Annotated in this window: 19 protein-coding genes; 13 read left to right on the top strand and 6 right to left on the bottom strand. The window is 72.0% G+C overall.

Annotated elements, in window-relative coordinates:
- Position 1 precedes the first annotated feature (1 nt).
- From purL to purS, 3 genes are all read right to left on the bottom strand, one after another.
- Positions 2 to 2,839: a phosphoribosylformylglycinamidine synthase subunit PurL gene (gene purL, locus ABZ738_RS18445; protein ID WP_357214583.1), complete on the bottom strand. Its 2,838-nt coding sequence runs from the start codon at positions 2,837 to 2,839 to the stop codon at positions 2 to 4.
- Positions 2,840 to 2,906: 67 nt separating this feature from the next.
- Positions 2,907 to 3,590, bottom strand: a complete 684-nt coding sequence (gene purQ, locus ABZ738_RS18440) for a phosphoribosylformylglycinamidine synthase subunit PurQ (RefSeq protein ID WP_131051413.1) — start codon at positions 3,588 to 3,590, stop codon at positions 2,907 to 2,909.
- Positions 3,587 to 3,850: a phosphoribosylformylglycinamidine synthase subunit PurS gene (purS, locus tag ABZ738_RS18435; RefSeq protein ID WP_131051412.1), complete on the bottom strand. Its 264-nt coding sequence runs from the start codon at positions 3,848 to 3,850 to the stop codon at positions 3,587 to 3,589. Before purS ends, purQ begins: the two co-directional genes overlap by 4 nt.
- 451 nt (positions 3,851 to 4,301) lie before the next feature.
- Here purS and ABZ738_RS18430 point away from each other — a divergent pair, with 451 nt between their 5' ends.
- The gene (locus tag ABZ738_RS18430) at positions 4,302 to 4,982 is read left to right on the top strand and encodes a DUF1986 domain-containing protein (protein ID WP_131051411.1); all 681 of its coding nucleotides are present in this window, start codon (positions 4,302 to 4,304) and stop codon (positions 4,980 to 4,982) included.
- Positions 4,983 to 5,005: 23 nt separating this feature from the next.
- Positions 5,006 to 5,569, top strand: coding sequence for a YbjQ family protein (locus ABZ738_RS18425; protein ID WP_357214579.1), 564 nt, complete (start codon positions 5,006 to 5,008; stop codon positions 5,567 to 5,569).
- A 140-nt stretch (positions 5,570 to 5,709) separates the two neighbouring features.
- Here the strand turns inward: ABZ738_RS18425 and purB are convergent, their stop codons facing one another.
- Both purB and ABZ738_RS18415 read right to left on the bottom strand, forming a co-directional pair.
- Positions 5,710 to 7,134, bottom strand: a complete 1,425-nt coding sequence (gene purB, locus ABZ738_RS18420; protein ID WP_131056418.1) for an adenylosuccinate lyase — start codon at positions 7,132 to 7,134, stop codon at positions 5,710 to 5,712.
- A 62-nt stretch (positions 7,135 to 7,196) separates the two neighbouring features.
- The gene (locus ABZ738_RS18415) at positions 7,197 to 8,489 is read right to left on the bottom strand and encodes an acetyl-CoA C-acetyltransferase (RefSeq protein WP_131056420.1); all 1,293 of its coding nucleotides are present in this window, start codon (positions 8,487 to 8,489) and stop codon (positions 7,197 to 7,199) included.
- 53 nt (positions 8,490 to 8,542) lie between these two features.
- On the opposite strand from ABZ738_RS18415, the gene ABZ738_RS18410 reads away from it, so the two are divergent.
- From ABZ738_RS18410 to ABZ738_RS18380, 7 genes are all read left to right on the top strand, one after another.
- Positions 8,543 to 9,913 (top strand): 3-oxoacyl-ACP reductase, encoded by a 1,371-nt coding sequence (locus ABZ738_RS18410; protein ID WP_357214575.1) that lies wholly within the window; start codon positions 8,543 to 8,545, stop codon positions 9,911 to 9,913.
- Positions 9,913 to 10,779: a MaoC/PaaZ C-terminal domain-containing protein gene (locus ABZ738_RS18405; protein WP_176095609.1), complete on the top strand. Its 867-nt coding sequence runs from the start codon at positions 9,913 to 9,915 to the stop codon at positions 10,777 to 10,779. The genes ABZ738_RS18410 and ABZ738_RS18405 overlap by 1 nt, the downstream gene beginning before the upstream one ends.
- 80 nt (positions 10,780 to 10,859) lie before the next feature.
- Complete coding sequence (locus tag ABZ738_RS18400) at positions 10,860 to 11,603, top strand: NUDIX domain-containing protein (RefSeq protein ID WP_357214572.1); 744 nt, start codon at positions 10,860 to 10,862, stop codon at positions 11,601 to 11,603.
- Positions 11,600 to 12,574, top strand: coding sequence for a serine/threonine protein kinase (locus ABZ738_RS18395; RefSeq protein ID WP_357214569.1), 975 nt, complete (start codon positions 11,600 to 11,602; stop codon positions 12,572 to 12,574). Before ABZ738_RS18400 ends, ABZ738_RS18395 begins: the two co-directional genes overlap by 4 nt.
- A 10-nt stretch (positions 12,575 to 12,584) precedes the next feature.
- Positions 12,585 to 13,544 (top strand): hypothetical protein, encoded by a 960-nt coding sequence (locus tag ABZ738_RS18390; protein WP_131057759.1) that lies wholly within the window; start codon positions 12,585 to 12,587, stop codon positions 13,542 to 13,544.
- 140 nt (positions 13,545 to 13,684) lie between these two features.
- Positions 13,685 to 14,950, top strand: a complete 1,266-nt coding sequence (locus ABZ738_RS18385; RefSeq protein WP_254877015.1) for an adenylosuccinate synthetase — start codon at positions 13,685 to 13,687, stop codon at positions 14,948 to 14,950.
- Positions 14,951 to 14,975: 25 nt separating this feature from the next.
- Positions 14,976 to 15,605, top strand: coding sequence for a DedA family protein (locus ABZ738_RS18380; protein WP_131054697.1), 630 nt, complete (start codon positions 14,976 to 14,978; stop codon positions 15,603 to 15,605).
- A gap of 45 nt (positions 15,606 to 15,650) precedes the next feature.
- Here the strand turns inward: ABZ738_RS18380 and ABZ738_RS18375 are convergent, their stop codons facing one another.
- Positions 15,651 to 16,289 (bottom strand): TetR/AcrR family transcriptional regulator, encoded by a 639-nt coding sequence (locus tag ABZ738_RS18375; RefSeq protein WP_176092258.1) that lies wholly within the window; start codon positions 16,287 to 16,289, stop codon positions 15,651 to 15,653.
- 66 nt (positions 16,290 to 16,355) lie between these two features.
- Between ABZ738_RS18375 and ABZ738_RS18370 the strand changes: the two genes are divergently transcribed.
- The 4 genes from ABZ738_RS18370 (at position 16,356) to ABZ738_RS18355 (ending at position 20,193) form a co-directional block, all read left to right on the top strand.
- Complete coding sequence (locus tag ABZ738_RS18370) at positions 16,356 to 16,808, top strand: SCP2 sterol-binding domain-containing protein (RefSeq protein WP_131054696.1); 453 nt, start codon at positions 16,356 to 16,358, stop codon at positions 16,806 to 16,808.
- Position 16,809: 1 nt separating this feature from the next.
- Positions 16,810 to 18,024 carry an acyl-CoA dehydrogenase family protein gene (locus ABZ738_RS18365; protein WP_357214564.1) on the top strand — a complete coding sequence of 405 codons (1,215 nt, stop codon included), beginning with the start codon at positions 16,810 to 16,812 and terminating at the stop codon, positions 18,022 to 18,024.
- 138 nt (positions 18,025 to 18,162) lie between these two features.
- Complete coding sequence (locus ABZ738_RS18360; RefSeq protein WP_131054694.1) at positions 18,163 to 19,725, top strand: AMP-binding protein; 1,563 nt, start codon at positions 18,163 to 18,165, stop codon at positions 19,723 to 19,725.
- Between the two features lie 186 nt (positions 19,726 to 19,911).
- Complete coding sequence (locus ABZ738_RS18355) at positions 19,912 to 20,193, top strand: hypothetical protein (RefSeq protein WP_131054693.1); 282 nt, start codon at positions 19,912 to 19,914, stop codon at positions 20,191 to 20,193.
- The last annotated feature ends 60 nt before the right edge of the window (positions 20,194 to 20,253 follow it).

The following is a 20,253-nucleotide window of genomic DNA, read 5'->3' as shown; positions in this document are numbered from 1 at the left end:
CTCAGCGCTCGTCGGATGCGGCAGGCTGCTCAGTGGCACCGGGCTGCGGAGCTTCGGCGCCGGCCTGGTCGACCGGCGCGTTCCCGGCCGTCGAGGTCTCACCGGCGGCGTTAGCCCGGACCGGCGGCGTCGCCCGCTCGGCCGGCCGCTCGGCCACCGACTCGTCCTCGTCCTCGGCACCCGCCGTCGTCGGCTCCTCGGATGCGACGACCGGGCTGTCGGTCGCCGGCACCTCGTCCGCCACCGCCGCCTCGTCCACCACGTCGGCGGTCTCCGGCGTCGCGTCGGCGCTCGGAGCCGCCTCGGCGACCGGAGCCGCCTCGGCGGCGTCGGCGGTCGGGGCGACGTCGGCCTGGGCCGACGTCCCGACGGCCTCCGGCGCGGTCACCTCGAACGGCTGCACGCCCCCGAAAAGCTTGGGCAGGGTGCCGGTGTGCGCCTCGCGCAGCTCGTCCAGCTCGACCCGGAACTGGCCGTGCACCTCGAGTGCGGCGGCGGTGGAGTCGGTGACCCCGATCAGCTCCCACGGCACACCGTGCTCGGCGCAGAGCGCGGTGAACGCCTTCTCGTGCCCGCGCGGCACCGAGACCAGCACCCGACCGGCGGACTCGCTGAACAGGAAGACGAACGGCATCGAGCCGCCCTCGAACCGTTCCGGCACCGCGATCCGCGCGCCGACGTTGTGGCGCAGGCAGGACTCCACCAGGCTCTGCGCGAGACCACCGTCGGAGAGGTCGTGCGCGGAGCTGAGGTGACCGACCCGGGAAGCGGCGGCCAGCAGCCCGGCGAGCTGCTTCTCGCGCGTCAGGTCGACCTGCGGGGGTACGCCGCCGAGGTGCTCGTGGGTGACCCAGGCCCACTCCGAGCCGGAGAGCTCGACGTGCGTCTCGCCGAGCAGGAAGAGCTGGTCGTGTTCGTTGGTGGGGTGCGCGACGAAGCCGGACGCCACCCGTTCGGCCACGTTCTCCAGCACACCGAGCACGCCGACGACCGGAGTCGGGTGGATTGCCGCCGCACCGGTCTGGTTGTAGAAGCTGACGTTGCCGCCGGTGACCGGGATGCCCAGTTCGGCGCAACCGTCCGCCAGACCGCGTACGGCCTCGGCGAACTGCCACATCACGCCCGGGTCCTCCGGCGAACCGAAGTTCAGGCAGTCGGTGACCGCGATCGGCGTCGCACCGGTGACCGCGACGTTGCGGAACGCCTCGGCCAGCGCCAGCTTGGCGCCGTGGTACGGGTCGAGCCGGGCGTACCGGCCGTTCCCGTCGACCGAGAGAGCCACGCCCAGGCCGGTCTGCTCGTCGATCCGGATCACGCCCGAGTCCTCCGGCTGGGCGAGCACGGTGTTGCCCAGCACGTAGCGGTCGTACTGCTCGGTGACCCAGGTCTTGTCGGCCAGATTCGGCGAGGCGATCATGCGCAGCAGGGTCTCGCGCAGCGCGTCCGGGTCGGTCGGCCGGGGCAGCGTCTCGGCCCGGTCGGCCTGGAGCAGGATCAGGTCGGCCGGCTCCCGCATCGGGCGGGCGTAGACCGGGCCGTCGTCCACCAGCGACCCCGGCGGCACGTCGACCACCAGGTGGTCCCGCCAGGTGATCAGCAGCCGGCCGGGCTGGCCGTCCTGCTGCGGCGCGGTGACCTCGCCGATGGCGGTGGCCAGGACGCCCCACTTCTCGCAGGTCTTGAGCACGGCGTCGAGCTTGTCCGGCTCGACGACCAGGAGCATCCGCTCCTGCGACTCGCTGGCGAGGATCTCGTGCGGCTCCATCGACGGCTCGCGCAGCGGCACCCGCTCCAGCCAGACCCGCATGCCGGTGCCGGCCGCCGCGGCGGTCTCGGTGAGCGCGCAGGTCAGCCCGGCGCCACCGAGGTCCTGGATGCCGGCGACGAGCTGGGCGTCGTACAGCTCCAGGCACGCCTCGATCAGCAGCTTCTCGATGAACGGGTCACCGACCTGCACCGACGGGCGGCGCTTCTCGCTGCCCTCGGTGAAGGTGGCGCTGGCCAGCACGGAGACACCGCCGATGCCGTCCCGGCCGGTCTTGGCGCCCATCAGCACCACGACGTTGCCGGGGCCGACGGCGGCCTTGTTCTGCAGGCGACTGACCGGCAGGACGCCGAGGCAGAGCGCGTTGACCAGCGGGTTGCCCTGGTAGCAGGGGTCGAAGACGACCTCGCCGCCGATGTTGGGCAGACCGAGGCAGTTGCCGTACCCGCCGACTCCGGCCACCACGCCGGGCAGCACCCGGGCGGTGTCGGGGTGGTCGGCGGCACCGAAGCGCAGCGGGTCCATCACCGCCACCGGGCGGGCACCCATGGCCAGGATGTCGCGGACGATGCCACCGACGCCGGTGGCGGCACCCTGGTACGGCTCGACGAAGCTGGGGTGGTTGTGCGACTCGACCTTGAAGGTCACCGCCAGCTCGTCGGAGATCTGCACCACACCGGCGTTCTCCCCGATGCCGGCCAGCAGCCGGTCGCTGGGCGGGGCCTTCTCGCCGAACTGGCGCAGGTGCACCTTGCTCGACTTGTAGGAGCAGTGCTCGCTCCACATGATCGAGTACATCGCCAGCTCGGACTGGGTCGGCCGGCGGCCCAGGATGTGCCGGATCCGGTCGTACTCGTCGTCGCGGAGCCCGAGCTCGGCGTAGGGCTGGAGCTCGTCCGGGCTGCCGTCGGCGGCCGGGACGGTGTCCACCCCGCCGGTCCAGTCGGTGGCCTCCTGCGCGGCGGCGTGCCGGGGCGGGGCGACCGGGGAGGCGGCGGCAGCCGGGTTCGGCTGGACCGGCGCGGCCGGGTATGCCTCCGGGGTCTCCCGTACCGGGTCCGGATGCGTGGTCATGACATCTCCTCGTTGCGCTCGCCGCCGGGGAGGCGGTTGAGCTGACCGTTGATCCCGCAGCCGACGGTCACGCCGGCGCCCCCACCAGGTGCTTGAGCACCGAGGTGAAGAAGCCGAGGCCGTCGAGGGAGGGGCCGGTGAGGGCCTCCACCGCGTGCTCGGGATGCGGCATGATGCCGACCACATTGCCGGCGGGGTTGGTGATCGCGGCGATGTCGCGCTGCGACCCGTTCGGGTTGCCGCCGAGGTACCGGGCCACCACCCGACCCTCGGCCTCCAGCGCGTCGAGCGTCGCCGGGTCGGCGACGTAGCAACCCTCGCCGTTCTTGACCGGGATCAGCACCTCCTGGCCGGGCTGGAACGCGTTCGTCCAGGCCGTGCCGGTCGCCTCGATCCGCAGGACCTGGTCCCGGTTGCGGAAGTGCAGGTGCTGGTTGCGGGTGAGCGCGCCGGGCAGCAGGTGCGCCTCGCAGAGGATCTGGAAGCCGTTGCAGATGCCGAGCACCGGCAGACCACCGGCTGCGGCGTCGACGATCTTCTCCATCACCGGGGCGAACCGGGCGATGGCGCCGCACCGCAGGTAGTCACCGTAGGAGAAGCCGCCGGGCAGGACGACCGCGTCCACCCCGTGCAGCTCGGCGTCCCCGTGCCAGAGGCGGACCGGCTCCGCGCCGGCGATCCGGACGGCCCGGGCCGCGTCCCCGTCGTCGAGCGAGCCGGGGAACGTCACCACACCGACCCGGGCGGTCACGAGCGGGCGTCCGCGGCTTCGTCGGCCTCGACCAGGTGGACGGTGAAGTCCTCGATGACCGGGTTGGCGAGCAACTTGTCGGCGATCTCCCGGGCCCGGTCCAGGTCCGGTTCACCGGTGAAGTCGATCTCGATCCGCCTGCCGATCCGTACCGAGGCGACGTCGTTGACGCCGAGCCGGGGCAGCGCGTTTGCGACGGCCTGGCCCTGAGGATCGAGGATCTCGGGCTTGAGCATGACGTCGACGACGACGCGAGGCACTGGGCACTCCTGACTGTGTACGCAGTTGGGTGCCGACCCACAACGGGCGAGCGCAGCCAGCCTACCTGGCAGATACGGCGCCAGACGCACCGGCCGGACGCGGTCCCGGCGGTGTCCGACCGTTCCCGCGTGGGGCCTTCGGGACCGATACGGGTTCGTTGCAGTCTCGATACGGGTTCGTTGCCGGACGGCCCGGTCCGGGCAGGTTTCACCCCCCTCCAGGCGGTCGACGGGCCCTGATCGGCCCGATCCGGCCCCCCTTCCCCGACGCCAGCGAATCCGACTGTTACATCCGGCTGTTTCGATGAACCTCTTGTGAAACACCTCACCGGGCCCTACGGTACATCGTCAGACGTCGATTAACTGTCGTCGCGGTGGCGGTTCACCCCCTCCCGCCAGCGCAGATCGACTCGGTCAACCCGGGTCGCCACACCCCGAAGGAGCCCTACCGATGCGCATCCGATCCCTGATCGTGGCCTTCGCCACAGCCATGGTCGGCGTCGTCGGCGCCAGTTCCGGCGCCGTCGCCTCCCCCGTCAGCCCGTACATCATCGGCGGCAGCACCGTCTCCTCCGCGCCGTGGGCGGCAGCGGTGTTCAGCAACGGCTCGTTCACCTGCTCCGGCACGATCATCGCGCCCCAGTGGGTGCTCACCGCCCAGCACTGCATCGGCAGCAACATGTCCGTCCGGGTGGGCAGCGTGTACCTCTCCTCCGGCGGCGTCACCCGCACGGTCAGCGCCACCTACGGCCGCTACGACCTGGCCCTGATGCGGCTCTCCAGCACGGTGAGCACCAGCTACGTCACGCTGGCCAGCAGCAACCCGCCGGTCAACTCCACCAACTCGATCTACGGCTGGGGCCGGACCTGCTACAGCGGCTGCGCGGCCTCCCCCCAGCTCAAGACCGCGTCGGTCCGGGTGACCAGCACCGGCGTCACCGACGCGTACGGCGGGCAGGCGATCCGGAGCACCCGGATCAACGGCAACGCCTGGCGGGGCGACTCGGGCGGTCCGCAGTTCTACAACGGCGCGCAGGTCGGCGTCGCCTCGACGGCCGACGGGGTGAACATCCAGAACTACGGCAGTGTCGCGTTCAACCGTGCCTGGATCACCTCCGTGGCCGGTGTCTGACGGTTAGCGCCCGGTCGGCGCGGATGGTGGGCTGCGCGCCCGCCGTCCGCGCCGCGTCGTTTTGCAGCATCCGTTCAGGTGAACAACCCTCGCGTTGGCGACCCGCACCGACTGCCAGCATCAGAAACGTGCTGGTCGTGACGACGGACCAACTTCCCGGCTACGAGATCCGCCAGATCCTCGGCGAAGTGGTCTCCTCCATGGCCAGGACCCGCAACCCCTACCGCGAGGGGGTGAAGAACCTGCGCGGTGGCGCGTACGACCCGTCCGCACCGGACAACCTCACCCGCTGGCGTACCGACTCGGTGGCGCGGCTCGGGGAGGAGGCCCGACGGCTCGGCGCGAACGCGGTCGTGGGGATGCGGTTCGACAGCCGCGACTGCGGCGAGATGTGGATGGAGATCTGCGCCTACGGCACCGCCGTGATCGTGGCACCGAAGATGCCCGACGTGATGCCGCCGGACCAGCCCCTCGTGGCGGCCGAGACCGCCCAGGACCCGTCCTTCGCCGAGACCCCGGGCGGCATCGCCGAGCCTGCCAGCGCTCCCAACCTCAGCTCCGCCGCCGAAACCCCCACCCGCGACTGACACCCATCCACCCCACCCACCCACCCCACCGCCCTGAGTCGGCCGGTGGCGTTGATCAAGAAGTTTGGGTCCTCCGGAGCACTCCTGGGCGACCCAAACTTCTTGATCAACGCCTGCGTCGGCGGGTAGGGGGGAGGGGGTTAGAGGATTGGTGGGGGGGTGTAGGTGGCGGCGTGTGGGTGGGACTGGACGATCTTGGAGATCCGGGTGGTCACCGCCTGGATCTGGGCGGGGGCGGCGCCGACGAAGGCGGCCCGGTCGGCGACCAGGGCGTCGATCTCGGCGCGGGTGAGGCCCAGCCGGGGGTCGGCGGCGAGGCGGTCGAAGAGGTCGTTGTCGGGCGCACCCTGCTCACGCATGGCGAGCGCCACGGCCACCGCGTGCTCCTTGATCGCCTCGTGGGCGGTCTCCCGGCCCACGCCCCGACGCACCGCCGCCACCAGGATCTTGGTGGTGGCCAGGAATGGAAGGAAACGCTCCAACTCCCGGTTGATCACCGCCGGGTACGCGCCGAACTCGTCGAGCACGGTGAGGAACGTCTGGAACAGCCCGTCGGCGGCGAAGAAGGCGTCCGGCAGGGCCACCCGGCGGACCACGGAGCAGGAGACGTCCCCCTCGTTCCACTGGTCGCCGGCCAGCTCGCCGACCATCGACAGGTACCCCCGGATGATCACGGCGAAGCCGTTGACCCGCTCCGACGAACGGGTGTTCATCTTGTGCGGCATCGCGCTGGAACCCACCTGGCCCGGCTTGAAGCCCTCGGTGGCCAACTCCTGCCCGACCATCAGCCGGATCGTGGTGGCCAGCGAGGAGGGTGCGGCGGCCACCTGCGCCAGCGCGGCGATCACGGCCATGTCGATCGACCGGGGGTAGACCTGCCCGACGCTGTCCAGCACCCGCTGGAAGCCGAGGTGCTCGGCGACCCGCCGCTCCAGCTCGGCCACCTTCTCGGCGTCGCCGTCGAAGAGGTCCAACTGGTCGGCGGCGGTACCCACCGGCCCCTTGATCCCGCGCAGCGGGTACCAGGAGATCAGGTCCTCCAGTCGCTCGTACGCGATGATCAGTTCCTCGGCGGCCGACGCGAAGCGCTTGCCCAGCGTGGTGGCCTGCGCCGCGACGTTGTGCGAGCGCCCGGCCATCACCACGTCCGCGTACTCGTGGGCGTGCCAGGCGAGCCGGGCCAACGTCGCCACCACCCGGTCCCGGATCAGCTCCAGCGAGCGACGCACCTGGAGCTGCTCGACGTTCTCGGTGAGGTCCCGCGAGGTCATCCCCTTGTGCACGTGCTCGTACCCGGCGAGCGCGCTGAACTCCTCGATGCGGGCCTTCACGTCGTGCCGGGTGACCCGCTCCCGGGCCGCGATCGAGTCGAGGTCGACGTCGTCGAGCACCCGCTCGTACGCCTCGACCACCCCGTCGGGCACCGGCACGCCGAGGTCCCGCTGGGCTTGGAGCACGGCCAGCCAGAGGCGACGTTCCAGCCGGATCTTCTCCTCCGGCGACCAGAGGGCGACCAGCTCGGGCGAGGCGTACCGGTTGGCGAGCACGTTCGGGATCGTCGTCACCCCGCCATTCTCCCGATGCCGCCGCCGCCCGCCCCGACCGGGTACGGCCGACAACCCGGAGGTCAGCGTTCCAGGATCGCCGTCACGCCCTGGCCGCCGGCCGCGCAGATCGAGATGAGTCCCCGGCCGCTGCCCTTCTCGGCGAGGAGCTTGGCCAGGGTGGCCACGATCCGGCCGCCGGTGGCCGCGAACGGGTGCCCGGCGGCCAGCGAGGAGCCGTGCACGTTGAGCTTGTCGGTGTCGATGGTGCCGAGCGGGGCGTCCAGACCGAGCCGGTCCTTGCAGAACTCCGGCGACTCCCACGCGGCCAGGGTGGCCAGCACCTGCGAGGCGAACGCCTCGTGGATCTCGTAGTAGTCGAAGTCCTGGAGGGTGAGCCCGGCCCGGGCCAGCATCCGGGGCACCGCGTACGCGGGGGCCATCAGCAGGCCCTCGTCGCCGTGCACGAAGTCCACCGCCGCCGTCTCCGACCAGGTGAACCAGGCCAGCACCGGCAGTTGGTGTGCGGCTGCCCACTCCTCGCTGGCCAGCAGCACGGTGGAGGCGCCGTCGGTGAGCGGCGAGGAGTTGCCGGCGGTCATGGTGGCCCGCTCGGCGTCCGGGCCCTTGGCGCCGAAGACCGGCCGCAGCGTGCCGAGCTTCTCCAGCGTGGTGTCGGCGCGGAGGTTTCCGTCGCGGGTGAGCCCCAGGTAGGGGGTCATCAGGTCGTCGAAGAACCCCTTGTCGTACGCGGCGGCGAGCCGCTGGTGCGAGCGCAGCGCCAGCTCGTCCTGGGCCTGCCGGTCGATGTTCCAGCGCAGCGCGGTCTGCGCGGCGTGCTCGCCCATGGAGAGCCCGGTACGCGGCTCGGCGTTGCGGGGGACCTCCGGCTGGAACGGCTGGGCCGGGCGCAGCTTGGCGGCGATCCGCAGCCGCTCGCCCAGCGTCCGGGCCGAGTTGAGCCGGAGCAGCGTGCGCCGCATGTCCTCGTTGACGGCGAGCGGGGCGTCGGAGGTGGTGTCGACACCGCCGGCGATGCCGACGTCGAGCTGACCGAGGGCGATCTTGTTGGCGACCAGGATCGCGGCCTCCAGGCCGGTGCCGCAGGCCTGCTGGATGTCGTACGCCGGGGTGCGCGGGTCGAGCTTCGAACCGAGCACCACCTCGCGGGTCAGGTTGAAGTCCTTGGCGTGTTTGAGCACGGCTCCGGCGACCACCTCGCCGACGCGCTGCCCGGCCAGGCCGAAGCGGGCGACCAGCCCGTCCAGGGCGGCGCCGAGCATGTCACTGTTCGAGGCGCTGGCGTACCGCGAGTTCGAGCGGGCGAAGGGGATCCGGTTGCCGCCGATGACCGCGACCCGTCGAACCTTCTGCACGATCCGCCTCCTCAGGAGTGTTGCCGTACCTTACCCGCCAGTAGGCTACGCCTATGACCGACAGGTACGCGAGTTTTGTCCAGTCGAGCGCCGGTCGAGCGCTGGTCAAGCGCCTCGGACTACCCGATCCGCCACGACTTCGCCGACATGCGCCGGGTGAGCCGATCCTCCCCGGGCCGGTCCTGCTCGGCACCTCCACCGGGGGCCGGCTCGCCGAGCCGGTCGGCAGGATCCTGACCGGCGCCGGGCTCGCCCTGCGCGATCCGGCCACCGCCGCACCGGACCCCACCTCCGGCCGTACGCCGACCAGCTCCGCCCTGGTCTACGACGCCACCGGCATCACCGACTCGACCGGGCTGCGGCAACTGCACGACTTCTTCCACCCGCAGGCCCGGGCGGTGCAGCCCAGCGGCCGGGTGATCGTGTTGGGCACCCCGCCCGCCGAGTGCGACACGCCGCGTGAGGCGACCGCCCAGCGGGCCCTGGAGGGGCTGACCCGCAGCATCGGCAAGGAGTTCGGCCGGGGCATCACCGCCCAACTGGTCCACGTCACGCGGCAGGCCGACGAGAGCACCTGGACCAGCCTGGACGCGACCCTGCGGTTCCTGCTCTCCGGCCGCTCGGCGTACGTGTCGGGGCAGGTGATCCGGGTCGGTGCCGGCCGGGCGAGCGCACCGGTGGACTGGGACCGCCCGCTGGACGGGCAGGTGGTGCTGGTCACCGGCGCGGCCCGGGGCATCGGCGCGGCACTGGCCCGGGTGCTGGCCCGGGACGGGGCGACGGTGGTGGCGCTGGACGTGCCGGCCGCCGGGGACGCGCTGGCCGGCGTCGCCAACGAGATCGGCGGCAGCGCCGTACAGCTCGACCTGACCGCCGCCGACGCGCCGGCCCGGCTCGCCGACCACCTGGCCGAACGACACGGCCGGGTGGACGTGGTGGTGCACAACGCCGGCATCACCCGCGACAAGACCCTGGGCCGGATGGACGCCGACCGCTGGGACCAGGTCATCGACGTCAACCTGTCCAGCCAGGAACGCATCAACGACGTGCTGCTGGACCGGGTGATCCCGGACGGCGGGCGGATCGTCGGCGTCTCCTCGATCGCCGGGATCGCCGGCAACCGGGGCCAGACCAACTACGCCACCAGCAAGGCCGGTGTTATCGGGCTGGTCGACGCACTGGCCCCGGCACTGCGTGACCGGGGGATCAGCGTGAACGCCGTCGCGCCCGGCTTCATCGAGACCCGGCTCACCGCCCGTGTCCCGCTGGTGTTGCGTGAAGCGGGCCGCCGGATGAACAGCCTCTCCCAGGGTGGGCTGCCGGTGGACGTCGCGGAGACCATCGGCTGGCTGGCCTGGCCCGCCTCGGGCGCGGTCAGCGGCAACGTGGTCCGGGTGTGCGGCCAGAGCCTGCTGGGGGCGTGATGGCCACGCAACGGGAGCGGGTGACCCTGTCCGCACTGCCGGCGGCCGGGCCGTTGTACCGGCAGGCCCTGCTGAGCGCGGTGCCGGGGCGCGGCGGGCGGCGGACGGACGAGGTGCCGGCGGTGGAGTTGGCCGTCGACCGGGTGGCCGTGGATCCGGACCGGTTGGCCGACTACGACCGGGTGTGCGGTTTCCGGCTCGCCGACCGGTTGCCGGCGACCTTCCCGCACGTGGTGGGCTTCCCGCTGGCGCTGCGCCTGATCAGCGCACCGGACTTCCCGATCCCGTTGACCGGGGTGGTGCACGTGGCGAACCGGATCACCGTGCACCGCCCGGTCACCGTGGCCGACCGGCTGGACTTCACCACGTGGGCGGAGCACCTGCGCCCGCACGACCGGGGGCGCCAGGTCGACGTGGTCCTCGTCGGGTCGGTCGACGGCGAGGAGGTGTGGCGCGGCGTCTCGACGTACCTGGGCCTGCAGCGCACTTCGGGTGGCGGCGAACGGCGCGACCCGGGTGACCGTCCCGCGCCGCCGGCCGCGTCCGCGCGGTGGCGGGTCGAGCCCCGGGTGGGTACGGACTACGCGCGGGTCTCCGGCGATCACAACCCGATCCACACCTCGCGGCTGGGCGCGAAGCTGTTCGGCTTCCCCCGGCCGATCGCGCACGGGATGTGGAGCAAGGCCCGCTGCCTGGCGGCGGTGGAGAACCGGCTGCCCGAGGCGTACACGGTCGACGTGGCGTTCAAGCTGCCGGTGCCGTTGCCGAGCACGGTGGCGTTCAGCGCCACGGCGGCCCTGGCCGGGTGGGACGTCGCGCTGCACGACCAGCGAGGTCGACCGCATCTGGTGGGCACGATTCGCTGAGGTGAGGGTCGGGCACTTGCCCGGCCCTCCTTTTCGCGCTAAGTTGTTCTCACATAGAGATGTTCTCAGAGTGAGAGTGATTGAGCGTGAACGAGCAGGACTTCCTCGCCTCCTACGACCCACGGGCCTACCCGGCCGTGGCGGTCACCGCCGACGTGGTCGCGCTGACCATCCGGGACGACGCGCTGCACCTGCTGCTGATCCGCCGCGCCGAGCCGCCGTACGCCGGACACTGGGCGCTGCCCGGCGGCTTCGTCCGCCCGGACGAGGACCCGGCCACCGCCGCCCGGCGGGAGCTGGCCGAGGAGACCGGGCTCGGCGGGGAGCGGCTGCGTCGCGTCCACATGGAGCAGCTCGCGAGCTACGGCGCACCCGAGCGCGACCCCCGGATGCGGGTCGTCTCCATCGCCCACCTCGCCTTCGCCCCCGACCTGCCCGACGCCACCGCCGGCACCGACGCCGACGAGGCCGGCTGGGTGCCGGTCGCCGAGCTGCCCGGCCGGGAACTCGCCTTCGACCACCGCCGGATCGTCGACGACGGGCTGGAGCGGGCCCGCTCCAAGCTGGAGTACACGCCGCTGGCCACCCGCTTCCTCGCGCCCGAGTTCACCATCGGCGAGCTGCGCACCGTCTACGAGACGGTCTGGGGCCACCCGCTGCACGCCGGCAACTTCCACCGCAAGGTGCTCTCCGTGCCCGGCTTCGTGGAGAGCACCGGCGCCAACACCGAACGCGGCGGCAGCCGGGGCGGCCCGCGCGCCCGCCTCTACCGGGCCGGCGACGCCCGGCTGCTGCGGCCCGCCCGGGAGGAGACGGTGCGATGAGGACCGACGAGGCGATCCGCCTGGTCACCGCTGCCCGCGACGACCACGACCTGTTCGGCGCCGACGCACCGGACCGCCGCTACCGGGAACTGGTCACCGCCCTGCACCCCGACCGGCTGGACCGGACCACCCCGGGTGTCCGCGCCGAGGCCACCGAGGCGTTCGTCCGGGTCACCACCCGCTGGCGCGCCCGCCGGGTCACCGTCCTGCGCGGCTACCACTGCGGCGCACCGGCGTACTCGGGTGACCTCGCCGACCTCTACGACGTCGGCGGGGACCGGCTGCTCAAACTGCCCCGCGAGGTCGGCGACAACGACCTGATGATCCGTGAGCAGCGCGCGTTGCGCCGACTCGCCGACCACGGCGACCCCCGCTGGCTGCCGTACGTGCCCCGGCTGGTCGACACGTTCGCGCACCGGGACCCCGCCACCGGGGCGGAACGCCAGGTCACCGTCCTCGCCACCGCACCCGGCCTGCGCAGCCTGGTCGACGTGCGGCAGGCGTACCCGGACGGGTTGGACGCCCGCGACGTGGCCTGGATGTGGCGACGGCTGCTGGTGGCGCTCGGCCTGGCCCACCGGGCCGGCGTCGTGCACGGCGCGGTGCTGCCGCCGCACGTGCTGATCGAGCCGGACGCGCACGGCGTGGTGCTGGTCGACTGGTGCTTCGCCACCGAGCCCGGCGGCGTCGTGCCCGCGCTGGTCCCGGACCACCAGGAGTGGTACCCGGCCGAGGTCACCGGGCGTCGCCCCTGCGGGCCGGGCACCGACATCGACATGGCCACCCGGTGCATGACCTGGCTGATGGGGCACCGGGCCCCGCACGAGCTGCTCGCCTTCGCGGCGGGCTGCCGACAGCGATCGCTGTCGGGCCGCCCCGACGACGCCTGGCGACTGCTCGGCGAACTCGACGAGGTGCTGCACCGGCTCTACGGGCCGCGCACCTTCCGACCCTTCACCCTCACCCCCTAAGGAGGCTGCCATGGGCAGCGGAATGTGGTCCACCGACGTGTACACCGCCGCCGACCGGTACCGCCGGGCCACCGGCAAGAGCGCGTTCTCGTACAGCGACAGCGGAGCCAAGGTGGTGCACCCGCAACTGGACCCCCGTGGCGCGACGCGGGAGAGCCGTGACTCGGCCGAGCACCCGCGGTCGACCCCGGTCACGGTGCTGTTCGACGTGACCGGCTCGATGGGGCACGTGCCCCGCACCCTCCAGGCCAAGCTGCCGCAACTGCTGGGACTGCTGCTGCGCCAGGGGTACGCCCGCGACCCGCAGATCATGTTCGGCGCGATCGGCGACGCCACCTGCGACCGGGTGCCGTTGCAGATCGGCCAGTTCGAGTCCGACAACCGGATGGACGAGGACCTCGGGCGGATCGTGCTGGAGGGCGGCGGTGGCGGCCAGATGATGGAGTCCTACGAACTGGCGCTCTACTACATGGCCCGACGGACGGTCACCGACAGCTGGGAGAAGCGGGGCCGACGCGGCTACCTCTTCATCATCGGCGACGAGCTGGCGTACCCGTCGGTCAAGGCCGCCGAGGTGGCCCGCCTGATCGGCGACGACCCGCGCGAGGACGTGCCGGTGCGGCAGATCGTCGACGAGGTGACCCGCCGCTGGGACACGTACTACCTGCTCCCGGCCGGCAGCCACTACTCGGGCAACCGCAAGGTGCTCGACTTCTGGCGCGGCCTGCTCGGCCAGAACGCCCTGGAGCTGGACGACCTCGACGCGGTCTGCGAGACGATCGCGCTCACCGTCGGCCTCGGCGAGCAGGCCATCGACCTCGACACCGGCCTGCGGGACCTGGACCGGACCGGCTCGACGGCCACCCGCACGGTGTCGAAGGCGCTGGCCCGGCTGAACGGCGCGCGCCGCGCCGAGGTGGCCGAGCTGCCGGCCACCCGCACCACCGGCGGCGGGGTCGTCCGGCTGTGAACGAGCCGATGACCGTCACGCGCCCGGGTGTCCCGGCACCCGGGCGCGGCCCGGCAGGCGGGTTGGCCAGCGGGCCGGCGGATGGTCCGGCGGGCCGGTTCACCGGGGGCTCGGCCGGCGGGGCGGGTCCGGAGCACGCGATCGTGGTCGACCTCGGGTACGGCGACGCCGGCAAGGGCACGGTCGTGGACTGGCTCTGCGCCACCCGGCCGGTGCACACCGTGGTCCGGTTCAACGGGGGTGCGCAGGCGGCGCACAACGTCGTCCGGCCCGACGGCCGACACCACACCTTCGCGCAGTTCGGTGCCGGCACCTTCCACCCCGGCGTACGCACCCACCTGTCCCGGCACGTCGTGGTGGACCCGCTGGCGCTCGCCGCCGAGGCCGACCACCTCGCCGCCGTCGGGGTGCCCGACGCGTTCGACCGGTTGACCGTGGACGGGGCGGCGCTGCTGGCCACCCCGTACCACCGGGCCGCCAACCGGGCCCGGGAGACAGCCCGGGGAGCCGACCGGCACGGTTCCTGCGGGCAGGGGGTGGGCGAGACCGTCGCGTACGGGCTCGCCCACCCCGACGAGGCACCCCGGGTCGCCGACTGCCGCGACCCGGAGGTGCTGCGCCGACGGTTGACCGCACTCCGGGACCGGCTCACCGCCGAACTCGGGCCGCTGGATGCCCCACCGGTCGCGGACTGCCTGCCGGCGTACCGGGCCTTCGCCGAACGGGTGGCGATCGTCGACGGCTCCTGGCTGGCCGGGGCGCTACGGGCCGGGCCGTGCGTGTTCGAGGGCGCCCAGGGGGTGCTGCTGGACGAGTGGCACGGCTTCCACCCGTACACCACGTGGAGCACCACCACCTTCGCCAACGCCGAGACTCTGCTGGCCGAGGCCGGGCAGGGCGGATCGGCGCTGCGGATCGGGGTGCTGCGGACCGTCACCACCCGGCACGGTCCAGGACCGCTGGTCACCGAGGACCCGTCGCTGCCGCTGACCGACCCGCACAACGCGACGAACCCCTGGCAGGGCCGCTTCCGGTTCGGTCACTTCGACGCCGTCGCGCACGCGTACGCCCTGGCGGTCGCGGGCGGGGTGGACGGCCTGGCGCTGACCCACCTGGATCTCACCGAACGTGATCTCGACCTGCGCATCTGCCGCCGCTACGACGGCCTGGACCGGCTGCTCCCGGGCCCGGCCGGCGACCTCGACCGGCAGGCCGCGCTCACCGCCCGCCTGCTGCGGGCACGCCCGCTCTACGACGCCGGTCCGGCAAACTGGCCCGAGATGATCGGCGAGGCGCTCGGCGCTCCGGTGCTCCTCACCTCGCACGGACCCACCTCTGCCGAGAAGCACGTTCGTAAGGAAGGGCACCTTATTAACGCCTGGTGTAGAGGAAGGGCCCCTTCCTAACAGTCCGTGCCCTGAGCATGGAGACATGGAGGCCGCGCTCGACCTGCTCCGACAGACACTCACCTCACCCTGGGTGTACCTGCTGATCTTCGGGCTCACCGCCGTCGACGCGTTCTTCCCGCTGGTGCCCTCCGAGGCGGCGGTCATCAGCGTCACCGTGCTCGCCACCGGCGGCGAGCCGAACCTGGCACTGATCGTCGTGGCGGCCACGCTCGGCGCGACCGTCGGAGACCACATCTCGTACGGGATCGGACGCGGAGGTGGGTCGCGCCGGCTCGACCACTCACCGGTGGACAGCCGGCGCCGGGCCGGTTCGGAATGGGCCAGGCGGGCGGTCGACCGGCGCGGCGGCGTCATCCTCATCGCCGCCCGTTACGTCCCGGGCGGGCGGACGGCGGTCACCCTGGCCATGGGCGCCGTCCGTTACCCGCTGCGCCGGTTCTTCCTCTTCGACCTGATCGGCTGCGCCTCGTGGGCGGTGTACTGCGTCCTGCTCGGCATCTTCGGCGGACTCGCCTTCGAACAGCACCCGCTGCACGGCATCCTGGCTGGCATCGGGCTCTCGGTCTCGGTGACGCTGCTGGTGGAGCTGATCCGCTGGCTCCGGCACCGGGCGCACCGGCGGGCGGCGAGCGGTGCGGACGGCGGCTGTTAACAGGGGACCCCGCTACTACCGCAGGCGTTAATAAGGTGCCCTTCCTTACACCTCGGGCGGGTGCCAGCTCACGCCGCGCAGGAGTTGCCCGGCCCCCAGCCAGGCGGCGTTCATCATCCGGGTCGCGGTCTTCTCCGGGTCGGCGTCAGGGTGGTCCGCGAGCCAGTCACCCAGCGACTCAGTCGCCCCGACCAGGGCGTACGCGACGACTTCCAACTCGGTCTCGGCAGCGGTACGTCCCTCGGCCCGCAGCGCGTGGTCCAGCATCCCGGCGACCACCTCGACCATCCTGGCCCGCATCTGGGCCAGTTCCCGGGCGAACGGCTGCTCGGCGCGGGCCTGCCGGTAGAGCACCGACCAACCGTCCCGGTGTGCGCCGACGAAGCCGAAGAACGCCCGCAGGCCACGCCAGAGTCGTTCGTCGGCGGGCAGGTCGGGGACGGCCGCCCCGGCGATGGCCTCCATCATCCGGGTGCCCTCGCGGTGCAGGCAGGCGACGAAGAGTTCTTCCTTGGTGCCGAGGTACGCGTAGACCATGGGCTTGGAGATGCCGGCGTCCTCGGCGATCTCGTCCATGCTGGCGCCGTGGTAGCCGCGCCGGGAGAAGACCCGCACGGCGGCGTCGAGCATCTGCTGCTCGCGTACGGCCCGGGGGAGGCGCTTGAAGGCGGGTGTCGCGGACACCTTGCGAGCATACCTACTGGTGCGTAGGGTTACGCCTGAGTAACCACTGTTCGAGAGGTGCGTTCCATGACTGACTTCGACCCGGCCAACTTCGCCAACATGGGCCCGAAGGAGTTCGCCCAGCTCGTCAAGAGCACCCCGGATAGCAAGCTCGCCGAGATCATGTCGGGCGACCTGCGCGGAAAGATCCTCGGCGAGGTCTTCCGGCGACTGCCGCAGATCTTCCGCGCGGACCGGGCCGGTTCCACCAACGCGGTGATCCACTGGAACATCACCGGCGCCCCCGACGGCGGCACCGACACGTACGAGGTGGTCATCGCCGACGGCACCTGCACGGTCAACGAGACCCCGCAGCACGAGCCGCGACTGGCCCTGACGCTGGGCCCGGTCGAGTTCCTGAAGATCGTCTCGGGTGGCGCCAACCCGGTCATGATGTTCATGACCGGCAAGCTCAAGGCAAAGGGTGACCTGGGGCTGGCCGCCAACATCGCCAACCTCTTCGACATCCCCAAGGCCTGAGATGGTCGAATTCTCGCTCGACCTGAACGAGGAACAGCGGGATCTGCGCGACTGGGTGCACGGCTTCGCCAGCGAGGTCGTGCGCCCGGCCGCCGCCGAGTGGGACGCCCGGGAGGAGACTCCCTGGCCGGTCATCGGCGAGGCGGCCAAGGTCGGCCTCTACGGCTTCGAGTTCCTCGCCACCTGCTGGGCCGACCCCACCGGGCTCTCGCTGCCGATCGCCAGCGAGGAGCTGTTCTGGGGAGACGCCGGCATCGGGCTGAGCATCTTCGGCACCTCGCTCGCGGTCGCCGCGATCTATGGCAGCGGCACACCCGACCAGCTCGTCGAGTGGGTGCCGCAGTGCTTCGGTGACGTCGACTCGCCGGCGGTCGCCGCGTTCTGCTCCTCCGAGCCGGAAGCCGGTTCGGACGTCTCCGCGATGCGGACCCGGGCCGAGTACGACGAGGCGACCGACGAGTGGGTGCTGCGCGGCCAGAAGGCGTACGCCACCAACGGTGGGATAGCCGCCGTGCACGTGGTGACCGCCTCGATCGACCCGGAACTGGGCTCGCGAGGTCAGGCCGCGTTCGTCGTACCGCCCGGCACCGCCGGCCTCTCCGCCACCCGCAAGCTGCGCAAACTCGGCCTACGGGCATCTCACACAGCGGATGTCTTCCTCGACGACGTGCGGGTGCCCGGCCGGTGCCTGCTCGGCGGCCGGGAGGCGCTGGAGGAGCGGCTGGCCCGGGCCCGGTCCGGGCAACGCGCCTCCGGCCAGGCCGCGATGCGGACGTTCGAGCTGTCCCGACCCACCGTCGGCGCCCAGGCGCTCGGCGTGGCGCGGGCCGCCTACGAGTACGCCCTGGACTACGCCCGGGAACGGGTCCAGTTCGGCCGCCCGATCATCACCAACCAGGCGGTCGCCTTCGCGCTCGCCGACATGAAGACCGAGATCGACGCCGCCCGGCTGCTGGTCTGGCGGGCCTCCTGGATGGGCCGGAACAACCGGCCGTTCACGGCGGGCGAGGGGTCGATGTCCAAGCTCAAGGCCGGCGAGGTGGCGGTGGCGGTCACCGAGAAGGCGGTCCAGTTGCTCGGCGGGGCCGGCTTCCTCCGTGACCACCCGGTCGAGCGGTGGTACCGCGACGCCAAGATCTACACCATCTTCGAGGGCACCTCCGAGATCCAGCGCCTGGTCATCTCCCGGGCGATCTCCGGGATGCAGATCCGCTGACGTCCGGCCGTCCGACACGGACGGCACCCGGCCGGTGCTCCCTACGTGAGCGCCGGCCGGTTCCACGTGGGCGAACCACGCCGCCAGCAGGCAAGATCGGAAGGGTGGGCATCGGGCTGCGGAAGGAGAACTCCGGGCATGGGACTGCCGTTCGTCGTCACCACGTTGACCCGGCGGGGCCTGCTCACTCCGGGCCGGCCGATCCGGGTGGCCGCCCAACTCCACGCGCTGCGTACCTGGGGTTGGAGTCTTGCCGGTGAACTACGTCAGGCGGCGGCCCGCGATCCGGACCGGATCGCGATCGTCGACGAGCACGGCACCGAACTGACCTACGCCGACCTGCTCGACCGCTCGATGCGGCTGGCTCGCGCGTTGCGCGCCGGTGTCGGTGTGCAGGCCGGCGACCGGGTCGCCGTGCTCTGCCGCAACCATGCCGGACTCGTCGAGTCGATCGTCGCCGCCACCCTGCTCGGCGCGGACGCCGTACTGGTCAACACCGGTCTCTCCGCCGCGCAGTTGGCCACCGTGGCGCAGGAGCAACGCATCCGGGTGCTGGTGCACGACGACGAGTTCACCGAGCGCACCCTCGGGCTCCCCGCCGACCTGCACCGCCTCGACGAACGGGCCCGCGAGGACCTGATCGTCACCGCTCTCGCCGGTGAGCTGCACCCACCCGACCGTGACGGCCGGATCATCGTGCTCACCTCCGGCACCACCGGGACGCCCAAGGGCGCCCGCCGGCCCATCCCCAACGGTTTCGGTCCGTTGGTGTCCATCATCGACCGCATCCCGATGCACGTCCGGGACCGCGTCCTCATCGCCGCGCCGGTCTTCCACACCTGGGGGTACGCCGCCCTCCAGGTCTGCTTCGCGTTGCGGGCCACGATCGTGCTGCACCGACGGTTCGACCCGGCCACCACCCTGGACGCCCTGGTCCGGCACCGCTGCCAGGCCCTGTTCGCGGTGCCGGTGATGCTGCAACGGTTGATGGAGGTGCCGGCGCCGGATCCCCGTCCGCCGCTCTCCGTGGTGGCCGTCAGCGGATCGGCGCTGCCCGGCGGTCTCCCGGCAGCCTTCATGGACACCTACGGCGACGTGCTCTACAACCTGTACGGCTCGACCGAGGCGTCCTGGGCCTCCATCGCCACCCCCGTCGACCTGCGTACCGCGCCCACCACCGCCGGACGGCCACCGCACGGGACCCGGCTCGCGATCGTCGACGACGATGGCGAGCCGGTGCCCAGCGGCCGGGTCGGCCGGATCCTGGTCGGCAACGACATGCTCTTCGAGGGCTACACCTCGGGCGCCGACCGGGAACGCCACGACGGCCTGCTGGACACCGGCGACCTGGGCCGGATCAACGCCGACGGACTGCTTTTCGTCGACGGCCGAGCCGACGACATGATCGTCTCCGGTGGGGAGAACGTCTTCCCGGCCGAGGTGGAACAACTCCTCGCCCACCTCCCACAGGTACGCGAGGCCGCCGTCATCGGTGTCCGCGACGCGGAGTACGGCCAGCGGCTCACCGCGTTCCTCGCGCTGCACCCCGGCGAGACGCTCGACGCCGAGGCGGTCCGCGAGTACGTGCGGCACTACCTCGCCCGGTTCTCCGTCCCCCGCGACGTCGTCTTCGTCAAGTACCTGCCCCGCAACGCCACCGGCAAGGTGCTCACCCGGGAACTACGCCGCTACTACGGCTGACCGCTCCCGCAGCGTCAGCTGGCCAAACGGCCGGCATCGAGCAACTTTGGCACCTTAAGTTCGATAGGTCTGAATGTTCATGGGATTCTCATTCGTCTCGTCCCGTTGACCACATCCCATCGCCCTCTGTCTAATTGGCGACAGCGATGAGTCCGTCCACAGTTGACTACGGGGGAGGAACGACGAATGGCATCCACGAGCCGTGACGAGGAGGCCGACCAGGGAGAGAGGGCACGGGAACATCTGCATCCTGTGCACGCCACCTATCTCACCACTGCGATGGCGCTCCTGACCGTGCTGCTGTTGGCGGTTCTCGGCGGTTGCAGCAAGACCGACGGTACGGCCATCGCCGGGATCGCGGCGGTAGGAACGATCATGACGGCCGCGTTCGGCGTCGCCGCCGTGTATGCCCGCCGACCGTCCGGCCCCCGGTCCGGCAGCCGTCGTGACGACACGCCGGGGCGATGACCGGCAGCACCCCGCCTGGACGGATGGCAGAACACGTGTATCCGAGATGCTGGATGTAAG

Source organism: Micromonospora sp. NPDC047793 (assembly GCF_040642635.1).
GTDB lineage: Bacteria > Actinomycetota > Actinomycetes > Mycobacteriales > Micromonosporaceae > Micromonospora.
Note: the sequence above shows the minus strand (reverse complement) of the source record. Positions and strands in the feature narration are given on the sequence as shown.